This window comes from Ralstonia mannitolilytica, from assembly GCF_905397375.1.
In the GTDB taxonomy this organism is placed as follows: Bacteria; Pseudomonadota; Gammaproteobacteria; order Burkholderiales; family Burkholderiaceae; genus Ralstonia; species Ralstonia mannitolilytica.
The window spans coordinates 313,514-334,024 of sequence record NZ_CAJPVG010000003.1; the positions used below are offsets into that span (position 1 = coordinate 313,514).

The window sequence follows — 20,511 nt, forward strand, 5'->3', positions numbered from 1 at the left end:
TCCTCCGGTTGATACGGGAAATACCGCAGCCTACTTGCGCCGCGACAGGCCGGACAGCGCGCCCGCCAGGATGATGCAGGCACCGCCGGCGATCTCCTGCGCGGACAACGTCTCCGACGTCAGCAGCGCCGACGACACCGCCGCCACCACGATCTCGAACAGCATCAGCAGCGCCGCGCGGTTGGCCGGCAGGCGCTGCAGGCCGCGCTGCACCAGCGCGTTGCCGCCCACCAGCACGCAGGCCATGGCGGCCACCAGCATCCATGTCGTGCCCTGCGCCAGCGCGGCAGGCACCGCACGCGCGCCATCGAACAGCAGCGCTGCCGGAAAGCCCACGCATGCGCAGCCTGTAAACACCACCACCGTGCGCATCTCCGGCCGCATGGTCGGATGCCGCTGCCCGACGAGGCGCGACAGCACGTTGTTGCAAGCAAAGGCAAAGCCTGCGATCAGGCCCGCCCACTCTGCGGCCGAACCCGGCCACGGCGTGCCGGCGTCGCCCGACCACAGCATCATCACCGCGCCGGACAGCGCCAGGGCAAGCAGCACGCCGCCACGCCAGCCCAGGCGTTCATGCAGCCACAGCCGTGCGAGCAGCGCCGTCCATACGGGCGTGAGATAGAACAGCAGCAACACCCGCATCACCGTGCCATGCACCGTGCCCCACACGAAGCCCGCGTTGGTCACACCGGCGGCCAGCCCCAGCGCCGGGATCAGCCACGACCACTGGAACGAATGGAAGTGACGACGCAGCAACACGGCGGCCAGTATGGCGGCCGCGGCACCGGTCATCGACGAGGCGATCATGCTGCCCAGGCCCCAGCCCGCCAGCAGACGGTACGGATACCAGGAAATGCCCCAGACCGAGGCGCCCAGCAGAATGAAGAGCGCGGCCGTCCATTGCGGCTCGGGATGGGTCGTGGCGTCTGCCGGTGAAACGATTGCTGTCATGGAACCAATAAAAAAACGGCGGAAAACCGCCGCAGCCTGCAATGTCTTGGGATCGTCAACACCCGTTGGCCGTATAATTTCCGGCTTCCCGCCAAGCGCCCGGCTTGGCCTACAACCCAGCCCAGCACCGTGAATCCGCGCCTGTCCGCCCTGCAGCCGTATCCGTTCGAAAAACTGAAAGCGCTCGTCAAGGACGTGACGCCCAGCCCCGCGCATACGCCGATCAGCTTCGGCATCGGCGAGCCCAAGCACCCGACACCGGCGCTCATCAAGGATGCGCTCGTCGCCGCGCTCGGCGGGCTGGCGAATTATCCCACGACCATCGGTTCCGATGCACTGCGACAGTGCATCGCCGGCTGGCTGGAGCGCCGCTACGGCCTGCCGAGGGTCGATCCGGCCACGGAGGTCATTCCCGTCAACGGCTCGCGCGAGGCGCTGTTCTCGTTCGCGCAGACCGTGATCGACGGCAGCAAGCCCGGCGCCCGCGTGCTGTGCCCGAACCCGTTCTATCAGATCTACGAAGGCTCGGCGCTGCTGGCCGGCGCCACGCCGCTGTTCGCCAACAGCGACCCGGCGCGCAACTATGCGCCCGATTTCGCCGCGATCACGCCCGAAGAATGGCGCAACGTGCAGCTCGTCTTCGTATGCAGCCCCGGCAACCCGACCGGCGCCGTGCTCACGCTCGAAGACTGGAAGCAGCTCTTCGCGCTGTCGGACGAATACGGCTTCATCATCGCGTCGGACGAGTGCTACTCCGAAATCTACTTCGACGAGGCCAACCCGCCGCTCGGCGCACTGCAGGCCGCGCACCAGCTGGGCCGCGGCTTTGATCGCCTGGTGATGTTCTCGAGCCTGTCCAAGCGCTCCAACGTGCCGGGCATGCGCTCCGGTTTCGTGGCCGGCGACGCCAAGCTGCTCAAGGCATATCTGCTGTATCGCACGTATCACGGCAGCGCGATGAGCCCGTCGGTGCAATCCGCTAGCATCGCGGCGTGGAACGACGAGACCCATGTGCGCGACAACCGCGCGCAGTACGTCAAGAAGTTCCAGCAGGTCACGCCGATGCTGGCCGAGGTGCTGGACGTGGCCCTGCCCGATGCAGCCTTCTATCTGTGGGCCAACGTCAAGCGCACGGGCCTGTCGGACACCGAATTCGCACGCCAGCTGCTGGCCGCCAAGAACGTCGCCGTGCTGCCGGGCAGCTATCTCGCGCGCGAGGCGCATGGCACGAATCCGGGCCAGGACTACGTGCGCATCGCGCTGGTGGCCGGCGTGGACGAATGCCTGGAAGGCGCACGCCGCATCGTCGAGTTCTGCCAGCAACGCTGATCCTGATTTTTCTCTTCTGCTTCCTCTCCGAGAGCCAACAAGACCATGACGCAACAACTGCAATCCCTGATCGACCAAGCGTGGGAAGACCGCGCCAACCTGTCGCCCAAGTCCGCTCCGGCCGATGTCCGCGAAGCCGTCGCCAACGTGATCGGCCAGCTCGATCGCGGCGCGCTGCGTGTGGCCGAGAAGAAGGACGGCGAGTGGATCGTCAATCAGTGGATCAAGAAGGCCGTGCTGCTGTCGTTCCGCCTGGAAGACAACGCGCCGATGGCTGCCGGCGGCTTCACGCAGTTCTACGACAAGGTGCCGAGCAAGTTCGCCAACTACACGGCAGAAGACTTCGCGGCGGGTGGCTTCCGCGTGGTGCCGCCGGCCGTGGCGCGCCGTGGCTCGTTCATCGCCAAGAACGCCGTGCTGATGCCGTCGTACGTGAACATCGGCGCTTACGTTGACGAAGGCACGATGGTCGACACGTGGGCCACCGTCGGTTCGTGCGCACAGATCGGCAAGAACGTGCACCTGTCGGGCGGCGTGGGCATCGGCGGCGTGCTGGAGCCGCTGCAGGCCAACCCGGTCATCATCGAAGACAACTGCTTCATCGGCGCACGCTCGGAAGTCGTGGAAGGCGTGATCGTTGAAGAGAACTCGGTGATTTCGATGGGCGTGTACCTGGGCCAGTCGACCAAGATCTACGACCGCGAAACCGGAGAAGTCAGCTACGGCCGCATTCCGGCGGGCTCGGTGGTGGTGGCGGGCAACCTGCCGTCGAAGGACGGCTCGCACAGCCTGTACTGCGCCGTGATCGTCAAGAAGGTCGACGCCAAGACGCGCGCCAAGGTTGGCCTGAACGAGCTGCTGCGCGGCGATTAAGCACCGGCGCAAGGCATGCCTGCTAGTCTTGCGGGCATGCCAACCACTTCAAGCGCAGCCATGTCCGAACGCAATGCCACCGGCTCCCGCTTGGGCAAGCTGCGCCACCGCATCATGGGTCTTGATCCAAACACCATCGGGACTGTCCTGTCGCTGCTGCCCACCATCCTGGAGCAGGCGAACAAGACCATCGACAAGTTCAAGAACCGCAAGAAAACCGGCACCGAACCTGCCCGCGCAGAAGGCGCCGCGCCCGATCCGAATACACGCATCGCCGAGCTGGAAGCGGCGATCCTGCAGCAGGCTGAATCCGTCAAGCTGCTGGCTGAGCAGCACGCCATCACCATCGACGCGCTGCGCGACGAAGCCGCGCGGCTGGAGCGCCGCCTGAAGCGCATGACATGGCTGGCGTCCATCGGTCTTGCCTTGGCCGTTGCGGCCCTCGCGTTTGCCCTGCAAGCCTCTCGACACTGATTGCGAATCCCACCATGACGACCCTGCACGGCATCCCCAATTGCGACACCGTGAAGAAAGCCCGCACGTGGCTCGAATCGAACGGCGTTGCCTACACGTTTCACGATTTCAAGAAGCAAGGCGTGAGCGCCGACATGCTGGCCGGCTGGCTCAGGCATGTGCCGCTCACCACGCTGCTCAACCGCAAGGGCACCACGTGGCGCGCCCTGTCTGACGCCGACAAGGCCCGCGCCGAAGACGAAGCCGGCGCCATCGCGCTGATGCAGGCCAACCCGTCGCTCATCAAGCGTCCGGTGCTCGTGCACGGCAAAAGCGTCAACGTCGGCTTCTCGGCGGATCAGTACGCCGCCCTGTTCTAACCACAAAAACATCACCGTGACTGTCGTCATGTCGAACATGCAGCCCACGCTTGCCCTCACTGAAGACCTGATCCGCCGCCGCTCCGTCACGCCCGAAGACAAGGGCTGCCAGGACGTGCTGATCGAACGCCTGAGCGCCGCCGGCTTCGAATGCGAAACCGTGGTCAGCGGTCCGGACCACTTTCGCGTGACCAACCTGTGGGCGGTCAAGCGTGGACGCGCCGGCACCGGCGGCAAGCTGCTGGTCTTCGCAGGCCACACCGACGTGGTGCCCACCGGCCCCGTCGAGCAATGGCACTCCGACCCCTTCGAACCCACGCACCGCGACGGCAAGCTGTACGGCCGCGGCGCGGCCGACATGAAGACTTCCATCGCCGCCTTCGTGGTGGCATCGGAAGAGTTCGTTGCGAAGCATCCGGACCACGCCGGCTCGATCGGCTTCCTGATCACCAGCGACGAAGAAGGCCCCGCGCATGACGGCACCGTCAAGGTGTGCGACCTCCTGCGCGCACGCGGCGAACGACTCGATTACTGCGTCGTCGGGGAACCGACCTCGGTGTCCACGCTCGGCGACATGGTCAAGAACGGCCGTCGCGGCTCGCTGTCGGGCAAGCTCACGGTCAACGGCGTGCAGGGTCACATTGCGTATCCGCATCTGGCGAAGAACCCGATCCACCTGGCCGCGCCCGCACTTGCCGAACTGGCCGCCGCCAAGTGGGACGACGGCAATGAGTACTTCCCGCCAACCACGTGGCAGATGTCGAACATCCACGGCGGCACGGGTGCGACCAACATCATCCCGGGCCACGTCACCGTCGACTTCAACTTCCGCTTCTCGACGGCGAGCACGCCCGAGGGCCTGAAAGCCCGCGTGCACGGCATCCTCGATGCGCACGGCCTGGACTACACGCTGGACTGGACGCTCGGCGGCGAACCCTTCCTCACCCCGCGCGGCGAACTGTCCGAAGCGCTCAGCGCCGCCATCCAGGCCGAGTGCGGCGTCACCACCGAGCTATCGACGACCGGCGGCACGTCGGACGGCCGCTTCATCGCCAAGATCTGCCCGCAGGTGATCGAGTTCGGCCCGCCGAACGCGAGCATCCACAAGATCGACGAACACGTCGAAGTGGCGTTTATCGAGCCGCTGAAAAACGTATATCGCCGCGTCTTGGAAACGTTGATCGCCTGAGGTTGCCCCGATGGCGCGCAACGTCGAGATCAAGGCGCGTGTGCGCGATGTGGCTGCGCTGATTGAACGCGCGGCCGCCATCGCGGATTCCGGCCCCGAGCGCATCGAGCAGGACGACACGTTCTTCGCCTGCGCGAACGGGCGCCTGAAGCTGCGGCAGTTCTCGCCCGAGCGCGGGGAGCTGATCCACTACTTCCGTGCCGACAGCACCGGCCCGCGGGTGTCCAGCTACCACATCGTTCCGACCAGCGCGCCCGATGCCCTGCGCGACACGCTGGCCGCCGCCATCGGCACCGCCGGCCGGGTCATCAAGGTGCGCCAGCTGTATCTCTCCGGCCAGACGCGCATTCATGTCGATGCGGTGAAAGACCTCGGCGATTTCGTCGAACTCGAAGTCGTGCTGCACGATACGCAGTCCGAAAACGACGGCGTGAAGACCGCCCATCAACTGATGCGCACCCTGGGCATTGCCGAATCCGACCTGCTCGACGTGGCCTACGTCGACCTGCTCGCTGCCACCCAACGCTGAGCCAACTCACGTCACCCATGACCACGCCTACCCTCCCCGCTTCCCACCCGTTCACCACCGTGCGCGACCTGCTGCGCTACGCCGTGTCGCGCTTCACCGCGGCGGGCCTCGTCTTCGGCCACGGCAGCGAGAACGCCTACGACGAAGCCGCCTACCTGATCCTGCACACGCTGCACCTGCCGATCGACACGCTGGAGCCGTTCATGGACGCGCGCCTGCTGCCCGAAGAAGTGGCGGCCGTGCTGAACGTGATCGAGCGCCGCGCCGTCGACCGCGTGCCCGCTGCGTACATCACGCACGAGGCGTTCATGCACGGCATGCGCTTCTACGTGGACGAGCGCGTGATCGTGCCGCGCAGCTTCATCGGCGAATTGCTCGAAGACGGGCTGGAACCGTGGATCGACCAGGAAGACGGCCCGACCGACGTGCTGGAGCTGTGCACCGGCTCGGGCTGCCTGTCGATCCTGGCGGCGCTGCAATGGCCCAATGCGACGATCGACGCGGTGGACCTGTCACCGGATGCACTGGTGGTGGCCAATCGCAATGTCGACGAATACCGCCTGCAAGACCGCATCCGCCTGCACGAGGGCGACCTGTATGCGCCGCTGCCGCCGGGTGTGCATTACGACGTGATCCTGACGAACCCGCCGTACGTAAACGAAGCGTCGATGCAGGCGCTGCCGCCCGAGTATCGTGCCGAGCCGCACATGGCGCTGGCCGGCGGCAACGACGGCATGGACATCGTGCGCCGCATCCTGGCCGACGCGCCGCGCTACCTGAAGCCGCACGGCGTGCTGGTGGTGGAAATCGGCAACGAGCGCGAAAACGTCGAAGCGGCGTTCCCCGATCTCGACCTCATCTGGCTGCCGACCAGCGCGGGCGAAGACCAGGTGTTCCTGATTACGCGCGAGGCGCTTTAAGCGCCGAGTGTTCTGCCCACGCGCGGGCTTCGGAACCGGACGCACCAAGCGCAACTCGCAGGCGAGGCTGCAACGGCCGCCGCTGCCGAAACAGCGTCAGGACCTCACCTCATCGCACGCGTCTTTCACGACGCAGATGGAAAAACGCTTGTCGAACACCTGGCCGCTCGGGCAGCGGTCGAGCACGGCCCGGGACTGTGCATCGCACGTGGCGTAGGCGGTGGTGCAATTGGTGCGCTCGGGCTGCTTCGGGCCGCGGTTGGTGCCGTCGTCGACCATGAATCGGGCGGAAGGCCCCGGGCACTTGAATTCCGCGGCGGCTTTGGCCAGCGCGGCGGCCTCTTTCTCGGCCTTGGATGTTTGGGGCGCGGGCGGATTGGGAGATGGGCGGCGGTCGCAGGCGGTTACCGTGACGACTGCTAGCGCACACAGCAACGTGGTGAGTGTGAGTGCGCGGGTCATGGGGGGGCTCCTTCGGGGGTTGGATGTGCTGAAGTTTACGCTGTGATGTGCGTTTTTGGTCCATCCCTGTTTCGTCCCCTGTCGGGGCCGACCGACTTTCTTTGTCTTGCCAAAGAAAGGTAGGCAAAGACAGGCGCGCCCGAGATGGCGACCCACTCCTTGAATTTCTGTAACCGGGCGGAGCCGGGGAAAACTCGCTGCGCTCAGACAGTTCCCCGTCTTTTTTCCGCCCGCTTACAGAAATTCAAGGCGCCATCCAGGGCATGAACGGCCAAACCGTCGGGGCGCGTGCGCTGCCGCCGTGACGCGTCGAGCTGGTGCTTAACGCAGCATCGCGGACATGGCGGAGAGGCTGTTGAGCATGCGCACGGCATGTTCTACGGAGTCGGCGGCGAAGCGCAGCATCGTGCCGTCGACGCGCTCCAGGGCGGGCCATTGGCAGAACAGATCGGCCAATGCGGGCGTTTGCGTTTGCAGGCGGCAGACGATCGGTGCCTGGAGGCGCAGCGGCATGCTGAAATGGCCGCGCCGTACCGTGGCTTTGACCGCTGCGTAGATGGCTTCGCACGACTGCTCGGGCGAGAGCGATGTGCCGGCGTTCTGGCCTTCGGCCTGCTTGGTCTCGACAAACGTGGTGTGCGGCAGCAGCGGCTTGGTTTCCTTGATGAACATGTCGTCGCCGCTGGCCACGGCCACCGGCACACCGCGCTCGCCGGCCAGGGCGCCGTAGAGGCCGGCTTCGCCCAGTTCCTGTTCGTTGAACCAGACGCGCGCAAACGCGAAGCTGTTGATGGTGTGTGCCAGCACGCCACGGCTGCCGGCGCGCGCGTGGTAGCCGATCATGCAGACGGCATCGCAGCCGTCCACGCCGGCCATCATGCTCAGGTAGCGCGGCTTGCCGAGGACGAAGCGTGCGCGGCGGTCGATGGAATCGGGGATGAGGTTGCGGAAACCTCCGTGCGAATCGTTGACGAGCACGTCCGTGGCGCCGCCATCGAAGGCACCGCGCACGGCGGCGTCGGCTTCGGCGGTCATCCAGCGGCGGGCGCGTTCGTATTCGCCGTTGCCGGGGCGCGTCTGCTCGGGGTGGAACACGTTGGCCACGCCTTCGATGTCGGCGGAAATCAGGATTCGCATGGAGTCAGGTCAGATCAATTCGGTCAGTGCGCGGCGCGTGTTGCCGTCGCGGCCGGTGACGGCCGTTGCGTGGAACAGCGCGTGCACGATGGCTTGTTCGACGCTGTCGGCGGCGGCCTGGAACAGCGGGTCGAGGTGCGATTCGTGGGTCATGGCGACGGCCGGCATGGCGCGTGTGCCTTCGTGCGGCACGGTGTAGGCAGTGGAGAACGCGAGCGCGATGTCGCCGCTGCCATGGCCGAAGACGGAGCCGGTGCGCGCCAGCCCGGCGCCAGCGCGCAAGGCAAGGCGGCGCAGCTGGCGTGCATCAAGCGGTGCATCCGTGGCGAGCAGCATGATGATCGAGCCCTTTTCCGGCGCCGGTGTGCCGGCAGACAGCGCTTTTGCCAAGTCCGCACCGACGTTGCGCCCTGCAAGCGTCAGGTTTTCCGTCACGCCAAAGTTGGACAGCACCAGCGCGCCCACCGTGCGTTGCGTGCCGTCAGCAAGCGCTACCACGCGCGACGCAGAGCCGATGCCGCCCTTCACGCCAAACGACGACATCCCGCGCCCTGCCCCGACCGCGCCCTGCTCAAACGCTTGGGCTGCCGCAGCGTAGGCCGCGTCGTAGTGGACGTCCTGCACGGCAAACGCCTGCAGGTCGTTCAGGTAGCCGTCATTGCACTCAAAGACCAGCGGATTGACCGTCGACCATGCGCGGCCGATCTGCGGGTTGGCGGCAACCGCCTGGCGGATCTGTGCCTGCGCCACGGCGCCCACGGCAAACGTGTTGGTCAGCGCAATTGGCGTTTCCAGCACGCCGAGTTCGTCCACCTGCACGAGGCCGATGCTCTTGCCGAAGCCGTTGAGCACGACGCTGGCGGCGGGCACCTTGTCGAGAAACACGTCGCCCGCGTGCGGGCGTACCACGGTCACGCCGGTCTGGATGTCGCCGCCGGCAATCGTTGCGTGGCCGACCGTGACGCCGGCCACGTCGGTGATGCTGTTGCGTGTGCCGGCCGGCAGCGTGCCGATGGCAGGAAGGCGGATCGGCATATCAACGGCGGTCGATCTTCGGATCCAGCGCGTCGCGCAGGCCGTCGCCCAGCAGGTTGAACGCCAGCACGGTCAGGAAGATGGCCAGGCTTGGGAAGATCGCCACGTGCGGCGCCGTCACCATGTCGGCGCGCGCCTCGTTGAGCATCGCGCCCCACTCCGGCGTAGGCGGCTGTGCGCCCAGGCCCAGGAACGAAAGGCTGGCAGCGGTGATGATCGAGGTGCCGATCCGCATCGAGAAGTACACGACGATGGACGAAATCGTGCCCGGCAGGATGTGCCGCATGATGATCGTCCAGTCCGATGCGCCGATGCTGCGTGCGGCTTCCACATACGTCAGGTGCTTGAGCATGAGCGTGTTGCCGCGCACCAGCCGCGCAAACGCCGGAATGCTGAACACCGCCACGGCAAAGATCACGTTGATCATGCCGTTGCCCAGGATGGCGACGATGCCGATGGCCAGCAGGATGCCGGGGAAGGCGAACAGCACGTCGGAGATGCGCATGACGATGCGGTCCCACCAGCCTTCGTAGTAGCCGGCCAGCAGGCCGAGCATGGTGCCCACGATGGCGCCGATGATGACCGACACAAAGCCCGCTTCGAGCGAGATGCGCGTGCCCATCAGGATGCGGCTGAAGATGTCGCGGCCCAGCGAGTCAACGCCAAACCAATGCTGCGCCGACGGCCCCGCGTTGAGCGCGTCGTAGTCGAAATAGTTTTCCGGGTCGAACGGCACGATGTGCGGCGCGAGGATGGCGATCAACACCAGCGCGATCACGAACACACCGGCGCCCATCGCCAGATGCTGCTTGCGGAACTTGCGCCAGAACTCCGTCCACGGGGTGCGGACGGGTTCGGTGGCGCCTTGCGGTGCGACCGCCTGGCTTGTGGCTTGGGTCATGGCGGCCTCCTTACTTCTTGTAGCGGATGGTGGGGTTGATGACGGTGTACAGCATGTCCACCACGAGGTTGATCAGGATGAACTCCAGGGAGAACAGCAGCACCTCGGCCTGGATGACCGGGTAGTCGCGCATCTCCACCGCATCTACCAGCAGGCGCCCGAGACCCGGCCAGTTGAACACCTTCTCCACGACGATCGAGCCGCCCAGCAGAAAGCCGAACTGCAGACCCATCATCGTCACCACCGGGATCATCGCGTTGCGCAGGCAATGCTTGATGACCACCACCGTCTCGCGCACGCCCTTGGCACGGGCGGTGCGTACGAAGTCTTCCTGCAGCACTTCCACGAACGATGCACGCGTGAAGCGCGCCATCACGGCGGCCACGGCCGCGCCCAGCGTGAGCGAAGGCAGGACGTAGTGCTTCCAGGTATCCGCGCCGATGGACGGCAGCCAGCCGAGCTGCACCGAGAACACCTCCATCAGCAGCATGCCAAGTGCGAACGCGGGGAACGAAATGCCCGACACGGCGAGCGTCATGCCCAGACGGTCGGGCCACTTGTTGCGCCACACGGCGGATGTGATGCCGATCACCATGCCGAAGATCACCGCCCACACCATGCTGGTGATCGTCAGGTTGAGCGTCGGCCAGAAGCGTTCGCCAATCTCTTCGCTCACCGGGCGCTTGGTGCGGATGGAGTTGCCGAATTCACCGCGTGCGGCGTTGGCGAAGAAACGCACGAACTGCTCGTGCATCGGCTTGTCCAGGCCCAGGTCCTTGCGTACGAGATCGACCGTCGTCTCGTCCGCTTCGGGGCCGGCGGCCAAACGCGCCGGGTCGCCGGGCAACAGATGCACGAACAGGAACACCAGCACTGCCACGATCAGCAGCGTCGGGATCACGCCCAGCACACGTTTTACGAAGTAATTCAGCATGGCAAATCCACCGCAGGCGGAAATTCAGTGGCCCGCACAACGCCTGCGCGGGCCGGCACAACGTTGAGGCTTACTGCTTGATGTCGATGTCATCAAAGCTGAACGAGCCGTCCGGCGCCACGTAGGCCCCCGACAGACGCTTCGAACGTGCGTAGACGATCTTCTCCGTCACCAGGAAGGCCCACGGTGCGTCTTCCCAGATGCGCTTCTGCGCGTCGGTGTAGAGCTTCGACTTCTCTGCGCGATCGGTCGTGCGCAGCGCGCCCGCGATGTCGGCATCGACCTGCTCGTTCTTGTAGTACGCCGTGTTGAACGACTTGGGCGGCATGGCTTCCGATGCCAGCAGCGGACGCAGCGCCCAATCCGATTCACCCGTCGACGACGACCAGCCTGCGTAGTACATGCGCACGCCGGCGTCTTCCGGCTTCGGCACGCTTTCGACGCGCTCGACGCGCTGGCCGGCTTCCAGCGCCAGCACGGACGCCTTGATGCCGACCTGTGCCAGTTGCTGCTGCACGAACTGGATGATCTTCTGCGCCGTCGTGTGGTTGTAGGCCGACCACAGTTGCGTCTCGAAGCCGTTCGGATAGCCTGCTTCCTTCAGCAGCTCTTTCGCCTTGGCCGGGTTGTACGGCCACGGACCCAGCTTGACGGCGTAGTCCACGCCCGGCGGCACCACACCTTCAGACGGCACGGCGTAGCCCGCAAACGCCACCTTGGTCAGCGCATCCTTGTTGATGGCGTAGTTGATTGCCTGACGCACCTTGGGGTTGTCGAACGGCTTCACGTTGGTGTTGAAGCTGACATAGCGCTGAATGATCGACGGCGCTGCAATCAGGTCAACCTTCGGGCTGCTCTTGAGCACCGCGGCCTGCTCGAACGGAATCGTGAACGCAAAGTCGGCTTCGCCCGTCTGCATGACGGTGGCGCGCGTGTTGTTGTCGACCACCGGCTTCCAGGTGATGGTGTCGATCTTCGGCAGGCCATGCTTCCAGTAGCCGTCGAATTTCTTCCCCTTCAGGTAGTCGGTCTGTTTCCATTCGACAAACTCGAACGGGCCGGTGCCGACCGGGTGGAAGGCGATGTCCTTGCCGTACTTCTTGAGTGCCGTGGGCGAAATCATGGCCGCCGACGGGTGCGCCAGCACGTTGATGAACGGCGAGAACGGCTCCTTGAGCGTCACGCGCGCGGTGTACGGATCCACCACTTCGGTCTTCGCCACGCGGTTAAACAGCACGAAACGCTTGAGCTTGTTGGCCGGGTCCGTCACGCGGTCCAGGTTGGCCTTGACGGCGTTGGCATCAAACGTGGTGCCGTCGTGGAACTTCACGCCCTTGTGCAGCTTGAACGTGTAGACCAGGCCGTCCTTGCTGACGTCGTAGCTGTCGCACAGCACGTTGACCAGCTTCATGTCCTTGTCGAAGCCGAACAGGCCTTGATAGAACGACTTGGCGGCGCTGAACGACAGCGTGTCGTTGGCGTCGTACGGGTCCATCGTGGTGAAGGTCGAGTAGACCGCCATCACGGCGTCCTTGGCGGCAAAGGCCGGCATGGTGAATGCCGCCAGGGCCAGGCCGCTGGCAACCATGGCTGCGCGCGGGCCGAATGCGACTCGGTGGGCAAAGCGATTGAACATTTCCTTCCTCCTCATCAAAGATGACGTCTCACTGCGTTCTGTATTGCGATTAATACGCGCCGCCAATCGAATGGCGGGCAACAAAGTGGTCTGGCGCCACTTGCACCAACGGCTGCACCACCGGCAGGTCGCCAACGGCACGGATCGGGCTGGGGATTTCGTGCGTGGAAAGCTCACGCTTCAGGTGACGGCGCGCCGGGTCCGCAATCGGCACGGCCGACATCAGCTTCTTCGTATAGGGGTGCTGCGGGTTTTCGAAGATCGCGCGGCGCGGACCGATCTCGACGATCTGGCCCAGGTACATCACGGCCACGCGATGGCTGATGCGCTCCACCACCGCCATGTCATGCGAGATGAACAGGAACGCAACGCCAAACTCCTTCTGCAGGTCGAGCATCAGGTTGACGATCTGCGCCTGGATCGACACGTCCAGCGCGGACACCGACTCATCGGCAATCACCACCTTCGGGTTCAATGCCAGCGCGCGCGCAATGCAGATGCGCTGGCGCTGCCCGCCCGAGAACTCGTGCGGATAGCGCGACGCATGCGCGGCCTGCAGGCCCACCTTGTCGAGCAGCCATTCCACGCGTTGCTGCGCCTCTTTGCCGGAAGCCACCTTGTGCACCAGCAGCGGCTCCATGATGGAGTAGCCGACCGGCACGCGCGGGTCCAGCGAGGCGAATGGGTCCTGGAAGATGAACTGGATGTTTCGGCGAAGCGTCTGGAGCGCGGGCCCCTTCAACTCGTCGATGTTCTGGCCGGCAAATTCGATGCTGCCGCTCTGGCACTCCACCAGACGCAAGAGCGACCGTCCCGTCGTCGACTTGCCGCAACCCGATTCGCCGACCAGCGCCAGCGTCTCACCAGGGTAGAGATCAAAACTGACCTGCTCCACCGCATGCACCCGGCGCGTGACGCGGCCGAAGATGCCCGTGGGCACGTCAAAGCGCGTGACGAGATCACGCACACGCAAAATGGGTTGCACATCGTGCGACGCCGCCGGTTGCGGTGTCGTATCGACCGCGGCGGCCGTGCCATCCACACGCAACAACGGAAAGCGCGCCGGACCATCGGTGCCCTGCATCGAGCCGAGGCGCGGCACCGCCGACAGCAGCGCACGCGTATACGGATGCGCCGGCTGTGCGAAGACCGTGGCCGACGGGCCCTCTTCCACGCGATCGCCCTTGTACATCACGAGCACGCGGTCGGCCACTTCCGCCACCACGCCCATGTCGTGCGTGATGAACACCACGGCCATGTGCAGCTCCTGCTGCAGCGCGCGTATCAGTTGCAGGATTTCGGCCTGGATGGTGACGTCCAGCGCGGTGGTCGGCTCATCCGCAATCAGCAGCGACGGTTTGCATGACAGCGCCATCGCAATCATCACGCGCTGGCGCATGCCGCCCGACAGCTGGTGCGGATAGCGCCCCAGCACATTGCGGGCTTCCGGAATGCGCACCAGCTCCAGCATGCGCAGCGCCTCGGCCTTGGCTTCACTGGCGGACTTGCCCTGGTGCAGGCGGATCGATTCGGCAATCTGCTCACCCACGGTGAACACCGGGTTGAGCGAGGTCATGGGCTCCTGGAAGATCATCGCGATATCGGCGCCGCGCACGCCACGCATGGCCGCCGGGCTAGCGTTGGCCAGGTCCAGGACCTCGCCGTTGCGGCGGCGCAAATGCATCTGCCCGCCGACGATCTTGCCGCCGCCGTGCTCCACCAGCCGCATCAGCGCCAGCGACGTCACCGACTTGCCCGACCCCGATTCGCCCACCACGGCCAGCGTCTCGCCGCGGTCGACATGGAACGACAGGTTGCGCACCGCGTCGACCACACGTTCGGACGTGGCAAAGCGCACGCTCAGGTCCTGCACCTGCACGACGCGCTGATCGGGCATGGCAATGACGCTGCTGGCACTGGGCTGTTTGGTTGCTGTCACGACAAATCTCCTGCTGTCCTGCTCGCTTCTCTGCTGGGCTGCTTCTTACCGATAGATCGACACGACGGGCGCTTCGGCCCCGCGCGCAAACCCGCGGTACATCCCTTCGGTGTTGAACGGCAACGCAACGTTGCCCTGCGCGTCGACGGCGATCATCCCGCCGCGGCCCTCGATGGCGACGAGCTTGCGCATCACCACATCGTCCGCCGCGTCGGCCAGCGACTTGCCGGCGTACTGCATCTGCGCGGCCACGTCGTAGGCCGCGACGGCGCGGATGAACATCTCGCCCGTGCCCGTGCACGACACCGCCGCCACGTTGTTGGCGAAACACCCTGCCCCGACGATCGGCGTATCGCCCACGCGGCCGACCTTCTTGTTGGTGACGCCGCCCGTGGACGTGGCCGCCGCCAGCCGGCCTTGCGCATCGCACGCCACGGCACCCACGGTGCCGAACTTGCTGTCCGGGTCGATGGGTTCGGCCGGCTTGGCCATGAGTGATGCGGCGTCGTGGTCGAGGAACATCGCCATGCCGTCTTTCTGGCGGGCACGCTGCCACTGGGCGTAGCGGGCCTCGGTGTAGTAATAGCCGGGCTCGACGAACTCCAGGCCCTGTGCCTGGGCGAATGCCTCGGCGCCCTCCGAGGTGAACAGCACGTGTTGGCTGTGCTCCATCACGGCACGGGCCGCGAGGATGGGGTTGCGCAGCCGTTTGACGCACGTCACCGCGCCGGCGGCCAGCGTGGTGCCATCCATGATCGACGCATCGAGTTCGTACGTGCCGGCGCTCGTGAGCACCGCACCCTTGCCGGCATTGAACAGCGGGCATTCTTCGAGCAGGCGCACGGCCTCGGTCACTGCATCGAGGGCGCTGCCGCCGTCCACCAGGATGCGCTGGCCGGCAGCCAGGATGTCGTTGAGCGCCTGCTGGTAGCCGGCTTCCTTGTCGGCGCTCATGTCCGAACGGGTGATGGTGCCGGCGCCGCCATGGATGGCGAGAATGGGCGTGGTCATGCGTGGCTCTATGAAAATCAGTTTTCAGCGGCGCGCTTGCGGCCGCGGCGAGAGGTGGTGGACGCGCCGGAAGCGTCGGCGCCCGATGTGCCTGGGCGCGATGCCTGGCCGGTATGCAGCCAGGGCAGCACGAAGGCAGTCAGGCGCTCGGCAGACTCGAGCGAATGCGCAGAGCGATGCGCCACCGCGCCGCACAGCGCCTCGAACAGCGCCACGGCGGCCGTGTCCGACGTCGCGGAGAACTGCCGCTCGGTGCGCGCATACAGCGCGATGCCGGCCAGCGGCGCGAGCGGCGAAGTCGGGCCATCGGTCAAGGCCAGCACCTGGCAGCCCTGCTCGCCGGCTTGCCTGGCCAGGGTGATGGTGTCGGCGGCATAGCGCGGAAACGCGATGGCGATCAGCAGGTCCTTCGGGCCGATCTTGCGCAGCTGGCGGGCCGCGTCCGATGCGCCGCCCGCCTGCGAGACGGAAATCACCGTGTTGCAGTACAGATCCAGCCCGTGGCGCAGCAGCCCGGCGAGGTAGCCGCTGGCGCCAAAGCCCATCACGTAGATGCGCTGCGCACCGAGGATGGCATCCACCGCGCGCTCGCAGGCGGCGGCATCGACCATGCGGCGGGTGGCATCGAGGTTGGCAATGTCTTCGTTGAGCGAGGCGGCGAAAATCTCGGCGCTGGTGGCCGGCCGGGCCAGCTCGTGACGCAGCTTCTCGACCGGGGCGAGCGTCGCCTCGAAGCCGCGCAGCAGCTCCGCGCGAAACTGCGGATAGCCGTCAAAGCCCAGCGCCAGCGCAAAACGGTTGGCCGTGGCAATCGACATGTCCACCGCGGCGGCAAACTCGTCGATGCGCATGGTGGCGGCGCGAAACGGGTTCGCCAGCACGTATTCGGCCATGCGCTGGTGCGCCGGCGTGAGCGTGGCAAGCGCCGCTCCGATGCGCTCGGAGACCGAGGCATCGGCCGCGAATGCGCCCTTGGACACATCCGTACGCTTGCTGGTGGGTTTCGCCATGTTCCTGGGCTGTGAAAATTTTGTGTAAATGTATTTTCACGAATGGCGCATGTAAAGAAAAAAACTTTCATGCAGACCTATGGTTTTCCCTAGGTCAAAAGCGTCCGCACAGATGCCGGGCGCGCGGCGCGCTTCAACGGTGCAATGCACCACATCGGCCGCTCCCGGCGCGCCAGGATCGTGCGCGGCGGCAGGCTACAATCGCACCCTTCTCCGATTGTCCAAAAGCGCAGTTCTTCGTGATCCGATTCGACGACCTCGTCCTCCAGCGCGGCACCAAGGTGCTGTTCGACCACGCCACCGCCACCCTCAACCCTGGTGAGCGCGTGGGCCTCGTCGGCGTGAACGGCAGCGGCAAATCCACGCTGTTTGCGCTGCTGCGCGGCGACTTGCATGCCGACGGCGGCGAGGTCGCCATCCCGCCCACCTGGCGGATTGCCCACGTGGCGCAGGAAACGCCCGCGGTTGACCGCAGCGCGCTGGACTACACGCTCGACGGCGACACCCGCCTGCGCGACATCGAACGCCGCCTGGCCGCCGCCGAAGCTGCGCACGACGGCCACGCCCAGGCCGAAGCCCACGCCGCCTTCGCCGATGCCGACGGCTACACCGCACCGGCGCGTGCGCAGGCGCTGCTGCTCGGTCTCGGTTTCACGATGGCGCAGACCACACAGCCGGTGGCGAGCTTCTCCGGCGGCTGGCGCATGCGGCTGAACCTCGCGCAGGCGCTGATGTGTCCGTCCGACCTGCTTCTGCTCGACGAACCGACGAACCACCTGGATCTGGACGCCGTGGTCTGGCTGGAAGACTGGCTTTCGCGGTATCCCGGCACGCTGGTGACGATCTCGCACGACCGGGAATTCCTCGACGCCGTGTGCAACGTCACACTGCACATCGAGCAGCAGAAACTCAAGCGCTACGGCGGCAACTACACGCAGTTCGAGACGCAGCGCCTGCAGCAGATGGCGCAGCAGGAAGCCGCCTACGCACGGCAGCAGAAGCAGATCGCGCATCTCGAATCGTTCATCACCCGCTTCAAGGCCAAGGCCACCAAGGCCAAGCAGGCGCAGAGCCGCGTCAAGGCGCTCGAGCGCATGGAGCGCCTCGCGCCCGTGCATGCGGCGGCGGGCTTCTCGTTCGAATTCCGCGAACCCGATGCCGCGCCCAACCCGATGCTGACGTTCGAGGCGGTCGATTGCGGCTATCCCGGCCCGAGCGTTGATGAGCCCATCACCATCCTCAAACACCTGACGTTCTCGATCCAGACCGGCCAGCGCATCGGCCTGCTGGGCGCCAACGGCCAGGGCAAGTCGACGCTCGTGAAAACGCTGGCCGATACGCTCGCGCCGCTGTCGGGCACGATCCGTCGCGGCAAGGGCCTGCAGATTGGCTACTTTGCCCAGCACCAGCTTGAGACGCTGGACGACAACGCCTCGCCGCTGCTGCACCTGGCGCGCTTGGCCCCCGACGTGCGCGAGCAGGAGCTGCGCGACTTTCTCGGCAGCTTCAACTTCCGCGGCGACATGGCGACTGCGCCCATCGCCCCATTCTCCGGCGGCGAAAAGGCGCGCCTGGCGCTCGCGCTCATCGTCTGGCAGCGCCCCAACCTGCTGCTGCTCGACGAGCCGACAAACCACCTGGACCTCGACACGCGTGAAGCGCTGACGATGGCGCTCGCCCAGTTCGATGGCACGCTGATCCTCGTCTCGCACGACCGGCACCTGCTGCGCGCCACGACCGACCAGTTCCTGCTGGTCGGCCAGGGCACCGTCGCACCGTTCGACGGCGACCTGGACGACTACCGCGACTGGCTGCTCAAGCAGGCGGCCGCCAAACGCGCCGCGGCAAGCGCGCCGGCCACCGAGGCCGGCGTCGCGCCCGCAGCCAATCGCCGCGACCAGAAGCGCGAAGAAGCCGAGCAGCGCCAGCGCCTGGCCGCCCTGCGCAAGCCGCTGCAAAAGGACGTGGACGCCATCGAAAAGCGCATGGCCCCGCTGCAGAAGGAAAAGGCCGAGCTGGAGGCGTTCCTGGCCGACAGCGCCGCCTATGAGGAAGCCAACAAGGCACGCATGATGGAAAGCCTGCGCCGCCAAGCCGAGATCAACACCGAACTCGGCGCGCTGGAAGAACGCTGGCTCGAACTGCACGAACAACTCGAACAGATCGGATAACGCCGGCACGTCCGGCCAGGGAGACTTGCAGATGACCGTTTCCGCTTCGTCGCCGGACGCCCCCACCGCCACGCAGCACCCACTGGCCGGCGTGCGCGTGCTCGACCTCACGCGGCTCTTGCCGGGCCCGGCCGCCACTCGCCATCTGGCCGACCTTGGCGCGGACGTCATCAAGATCGAAGACCCTGGTCCGGGCGATTACGCGCGCGACATGCTGCGCTCGTCCGCCGATCGCGAAACCGGCCGCCCCAGCCTGTTCTTCCGCTCGCTCAATCGCGGCAAGACCGAGGTGCGGCTCGACCTCAAGCCCCCCGAAGGCCGTGAAGCACTCATCGAGCACGTGCGCCATGCCGACGTGCTGATCGAGAGCTTCCGCCCCGGCGTGATGGCGCGCCTCGGCCTCGGCTGGGATACGCTGCGCGCCGCCAACCCGGCCCTCGTGATGTGCTCCATCACCGGTTACGGCCAGGACGGCCCGCTCGCGCACGCGGCCGGCCACGACATCAACTACGTGGGCTATGCGGGCATGCTCGATCAGCTCGCCGGCGCCGACGGCGCGCCCATCGTCCCCAACGTGCAGATCGGCGACTTGCTCGGCGGTGCCCTCACGGCGGTGGTCGGCATCCTGGCCGCGTTGGTGGATGCGCGCGCCACCGGCCGCGGCCGCTACATCGACGTATCGATGACCGACTCGGTCTTCGCGCACAACCTGATGGCGTTCTTTGCGGTGGGCACCCGTGGCAAGGCGAGCCCGGCCGGCACCGACCTGCTCAACGGCGGGGTTCCGTGCTACGGCGTGTACCGCACGGCAGACGATCGCTTCATGGCGGTGGGCGCGCTCGAATTGAAGTTCTGGCAGACGATGTGCGACGTCATCGGCAGGCCGGAGTGGAAAGACCGGCATTGGTCGCTCGGCCAGCCGATTGGCGGTGAAGACGCCCGCGGCATCCATGATGAACTGGCCACGCTGTTCCGCACCGCCACGCAAGCCGAGTGGACAGCGCGCTTTGCCCATGCCGACTGCTGCGTTACGCCCGTGCTGCGCATGGAAGAGGCCATGCGGCATCCGCTCTTTACCGAGCGCAACAGCGTGGTCAACGAGAACGGCGCGCCGGTACAGCTCGCCCTGCCGTTACGGTTTGCCGACTGAACCGTCGCGATCGAGTATGGCCAGCAGATGCGCCGCGTCTTCCAGCTGATGCTGGCTGAAGACGCGAATCCCGTGCTGGCGCAGTAGCGCCGCCGTCACGCCCTGGCCCGGCTGCAGCTGACCGGAGAATGTTCCGTCGTAAAGAAACGCCGAACCACAGGAGGGGCTGCGCTCGGTGAGCACGGCCACCTGCGCGCCGGCCTCCTGCGCTGCAGCCAGGGCGCGTTGCGCGCCCCGAACAAATGCGCCGGTGACATCGCGACCGTGGTGCTCGAACACGCGGGCTGCGCCGCGCAACACAGCGGCGCCGCCGCCTTCGCCATGGATTTCCGCCGGCGGGCGCGGCACCGGCAAGCCGCCTGCCATCTCCGGGCAGACCGGGATCACCCGGCCTTCCATCTGCCAGCGCGCGAGGATGCCGCCCTCCGTGACCACCGTACCGCCGTCGTAGCGCACAGGCTGGCCCAGCAGGCAGGCGCTGACCAGTACGCGCTGCATGGC

At 66.1% G+C, this 20,511-nt stretch carries 20 protein-coding genes; 9 read left to right on the forward strand and 11 right to left on the reverse strand.

Features of this window, described 5'->3' with window-relative positions; all coding sequences use genetic code 11:
- Positions 1–30: 30 nt before the first annotated feature.
- Positions 31–951 carry a DMT family transporter gene (locus tag KHN96_RS09535; RefSeq protein ID WP_062739145.1) on the reverse strand — a complete coding sequence of 307 codons (921 nt, stop codon included), beginning with the start codon at positions 949–951 and terminating at the stop codon, positions 31–33.
- A 129-nt stretch (positions 952–1,080) separates the two neighbouring features.
- Between KHN96_RS09535 and dapC the strand changes: the two genes are divergently transcribed.
- From dapC to prmB, 7 genes are read left to right on the forward strand one after another with little or no spacing between them, the layout of a single operon-like run.
- Positions 1,081–2,280 carry a succinyldiaminopimelate transaminase gene (dapC, locus tag KHN96_RS09540; protein WP_062739144.1) on the forward strand — a complete coding sequence of 400 codons (1,200 nt, stop codon included), beginning with the start codon at positions 1,081–1,083 and terminating at the stop codon, positions 2,278–2,280.
- A 45-nt stretch (positions 2,281–2,325) separates the two neighbouring features.
- On the forward strand, positions 2,326–3,153 hold the full coding sequence (gene dapD / locus KHN96_RS09545) for a 2,3,4,5-tetrahydropyridine-2,6-dicarboxylate N-succinyltransferase (RefSeq protein WP_004626643.1): 828 nt from the start codon (positions 2,326–2,328) through the stop codon (positions 3,151–3,153).
- 60 nt (positions 3,154–3,213) lie between these two features.
- Complete coding sequence (locus tag KHN96_RS09550; RefSeq protein ID WP_062739143.1) at positions 3,214–3,627, forward strand: hypothetical protein; 414 nt, start codon at positions 3,214–3,216, stop codon at positions 3,625–3,627.
- A gap of 14 nt (positions 3,628–3,641) precedes the next feature.
- Positions 3,642–3,986, forward strand: a complete 345-nt coding sequence (locus KHN96_RS09555; RefSeq protein WP_045786736.1) for an arsenate reductase — start codon at positions 3,642–3,644, stop codon at positions 3,984–3,986.
- Between the two features lie 37 nt (positions 3,987–4,023).
- Entirely contained in the window at positions 4,024–5,175 is a 1,152-nt protein-coding gene (gene dapE, locus KHN96_RS09560) for a succinyl-diaminopimelate desuccinylase (protein WP_062739151.1), read from the forward strand.
- Positions 5,176–5,185: 10 nt separating this feature from the next.
- The gene (locus tag KHN96_RS09565; RefSeq protein WP_045786735.1) at positions 5,186–5,704 is read left to right on the forward strand and encodes a class IV adenylate cyclase; all 519 of its coding nucleotides are present in this window, start codon (positions 5,186–5,188) and stop codon (positions 5,702–5,704) included.
- Positions 5,705–5,721: 17 nt separating this feature from the next.
- Positions 5,722–6,624, forward strand: a complete 903-nt coding sequence (prmB, locus tag KHN96_RS09570) for a 50S ribosomal protein L3 N(5)-glutamine methyltransferase (RefSeq protein ID WP_045786734.1) — start codon at positions 5,722–5,724, stop codon at positions 6,622–6,624.
- Between the two features lie 96 nt (positions 6,625–6,720).
- Here prmB and KHN96_RS09575 read toward each other — a convergent pair whose 3' ends face one another.
- The 9 genes from KHN96_RS09575 to KHN96_RS09615 form a co-directional block, all read right to left on the reverse strand.
- A complete protein-coding gene (locus KHN96_RS09575) occupies positions 6,721–7,086 on the reverse strand; it encodes a chitin-binding domain-containing protein (RefSeq protein WP_062739142.1) in 366 nt (121 codons plus the stop codon).
- Between the two features lie 321 nt (positions 7,087–7,407).
- Complete coding sequence (locus tag KHN96_RS09580) at positions 7,408–8,223, reverse strand: M55 family metallopeptidase (RefSeq protein WP_062739141.1); 816 nt, start codon at positions 8,221–8,223, stop codon at positions 7,408–7,410.
- Positions 8,224–8,232: 9 nt separating this feature from the next.
- Positions 8,233–9,258 (reverse strand): DmpA family aminopeptidase, encoded by a 1,026-nt coding sequence (locus KHN96_RS09585; protein ID WP_062739140.1) that lies wholly within the window; start codon positions 9,256–9,258, stop codon positions 8,233–8,235.
- 1 nt (position 9,259) lies between these two features.
- A complete protein-coding gene (gene gsiD / locus KHN96_RS09590) occupies positions 9,260–10,159 on the reverse strand; it encodes a glutathione ABC transporter permease GsiD (protein ID WP_062739139.1) in 900 nt (299 codons plus the stop codon).
- A gap of 10 nt (positions 10,160–10,169) precedes the next feature.
- On the reverse strand, positions 10,170–11,093 hold the full coding sequence (gene gsiC / locus KHN96_RS09595; protein ID WP_045786729.1) for a glutathione ABC transporter permease GsiC: 924 nt from the start codon (positions 11,091–11,093) through the stop codon (positions 10,170–10,172).
- Positions 11,094–11,163: 70 nt separating this feature from the next.
- Positions 11,164–12,729, reverse strand: coding sequence for a glutathione ABC transporter substrate-binding protein GsiB (gene gsiB, locus KHN96_RS09600; RefSeq protein ID WP_062739138.1), 1,566 nt, complete (start codon positions 12,727–12,729; stop codon positions 11,164–11,166).
- 49 nt (positions 12,730–12,778) lie between these two features.
- Positions 12,779–14,626, reverse strand: coding sequence for a dipeptide ABC transporter ATP-binding protein (locus KHN96_RS09605; RefSeq protein ID WP_373994663.1), 1,848 nt, complete (start codon positions 14,624–14,626; stop codon positions 12,779–12,781).
- 87 nt (positions 14,627–14,713) lie between these two features.
- A complete protein-coding gene (locus KHN96_RS09610; RefSeq protein WP_062739136.1) occupies positions 14,714–15,679 on the reverse strand; it encodes an isoaspartyl peptidase/L-asparaginase family protein in 966 nt (321 codons plus the stop codon).
- 17 nt (positions 15,680–15,696) lie between these two features.
- The gene (locus KHN96_RS09615) at positions 15,697–16,689 is read right to left on the reverse strand and encodes a MurR/RpiR family transcriptional regulator (RefSeq protein ID WP_045786725.1); all 993 of its coding nucleotides are present in this window, start codon (positions 16,687–16,689) and stop codon (positions 15,697–15,699) included.
- 239 nt (positions 16,690–16,928) lie between these two features.
- On the opposite strand from KHN96_RS09615, the gene KHN96_RS09620 reads away from it, so the two are divergent.
- On the forward strand, positions 16,929–18,860 hold the full coding sequence (locus KHN96_RS09620) for an ATP-binding cassette domain-containing protein (RefSeq protein ID WP_062739135.1): 1,932 nt from the start codon (positions 16,929–16,931) through the stop codon (positions 18,858–18,860).
- A gap of 31 nt (positions 18,861–18,891) precedes the next feature.
- Complete coding sequence (locus KHN96_RS09625) at positions 18,892–20,010, forward strand: CaiB/BaiF CoA transferase family protein (protein ID WP_062739134.1); 1,119 nt, start codon at positions 18,892–18,894, stop codon at positions 20,008–20,010.
- Here the strand turns inward: KHN96_RS09625 and KHN96_RS09630 are convergent.
- On the reverse strand, positions 19,993–20,508 hold the full coding sequence (locus KHN96_RS09630; RefSeq protein ID WP_045786722.1) for a 2-thiouracil desulfurase family protein: 516 nt from the start codon (positions 20,506–20,508) through the stop codon (positions 19,993–19,995). The two genes, KHN96_RS09625 and KHN96_RS09630, sit on opposite strands and share 18 nt — an antisense overlap.
- Positions 20,509–20,511 lie beyond the last annotated feature (3 nt).

What these genes read in the sequence shown, in the direction of transcription:
- KHN96_RS09535 (WP_062739145.1), bottom strand. Translation starts at nt 951, where the DNA reads ATGACAGCAATCGTTTCACCGGCAGACGCCACGACCCATCCCGAGCCG.
- dapD (WP_004626643.1), top strand. Translation starts at nt 2,326, where the DNA reads ATGACGCAACAACTGCAATCCCTGATCGACCAAGCGTGGGAAGACCGC.
- KHN96_RS09550 (WP_062739143.1), top strand. Translation starts at nt 3,214, where the DNA reads ATGTCCGAACGCAATGCCACCGGCTCCCGCTTGGGCAAGCTGCGCCAC.
- KHN96_RS09555 (WP_045786736.1), top strand. Translation starts at nt 3,642, where the DNA reads ATGACGACCCTGCACGGCATCCCCAATTGCGACACCGTGAAGAAAGCC.
- dapE (WP_062739151.1), top strand. Translation starts at nt 4,024, where the DNA reads ATGCAGCCCACGCTTGCCCTCACTGAAGACCTGATCCGCCGCCGCTCC.
- KHN96_RS09565 (WP_045786735.1), top strand. Translation starts at nt 5,186, where the DNA reads ATGGCGCGCAACGTCGAGATCAAGGCGCGTGTGCGCGATGTGGCTGCG.
- prmB (WP_045786734.1), top strand. Translation starts at nt 5,722, where the DNA reads ATGACCACGCCTACCCTCCCCGCTTCCCACCCGTTCACCACCGTGCGC.
- KHN96_RS09575 (WP_062739142.1), bottom strand. Translation starts at nt 7,086, where the DNA reads ATGACCCGCGCACTCACACTCACCACGTTGCTGTGTGCGCTAGCAGTC.
- KHN96_RS09580 (WP_062739141.1), bottom strand. Translation starts at nt 8,223, where the DNA reads ATGCGAATCCTGATTTCCGCCGACATCGAAGGCGTGGCCAACGTGTTC.
- KHN96_RS09585 (WP_062739140.1), bottom strand. Translation starts at nt 9,258, where the DNA reads ATGCCGATCCGCCTTCCTGCCATCGGCACGCTGCCGGCCGGCACACGC.
- gsiD (WP_062739139.1), bottom strand. Translation starts at nt 10,159, where the DNA reads ATGACCCAAGCCACAAGCCAGGCGGTCGCACCGCAAGGCGCCACCGAA.
- gsiC (WP_045786729.1), bottom strand. Translation starts at nt 11,093, where the DNA reads ATGCTGAATTACTTCGTAAAACGTGTGCTGGGCGTGATCCCGACGCTG.
- gsiB (WP_062739138.1), bottom strand. Translation starts at nt 12,729, where the DNA reads ATGTTCAATCGCTTTGCCCACCGAGTCGCATTCGGCCCGCGCGCAGCC.
- KHN96_RS09605 (WP_373994663.1), bottom strand. Translation starts at nt 14,626, where the DNA reads ATGCCCGATCAGCGCGTCGTGCAGGTGCAGGACCTGAGCGTGCGCTTT.
- KHN96_RS09610 (WP_062739136.1), bottom strand. Translation starts at nt 15,679, where the DNA reads ATGACCACGCCCATTCTCGCCATCCATGGCGGCGCCGGCACCATCACC.
- KHN96_RS09615 (WP_045786725.1), bottom strand. Translation starts at nt 16,689, where the DNA reads ATGGCGAAACCCACCAGCAAGCGTACGGATGTGTCCAAGGGCGCATTC.
- KHN96_RS09625 (WP_062739134.1), top strand. Translation starts at nt 18,892, where the DNA reads ATGACCGTTTCCGCTTCGTCGCCGGACGCCCCCACCGCCACGCAGCAC.
- KHN96_RS09630 (WP_045786722.1), bottom strand. Translation starts at nt 20,508, where the DNA reads ATGCAGCGCGTACTGGTCAGCGCCTGCCTGCTGGGCCAGCCTGTGCGC.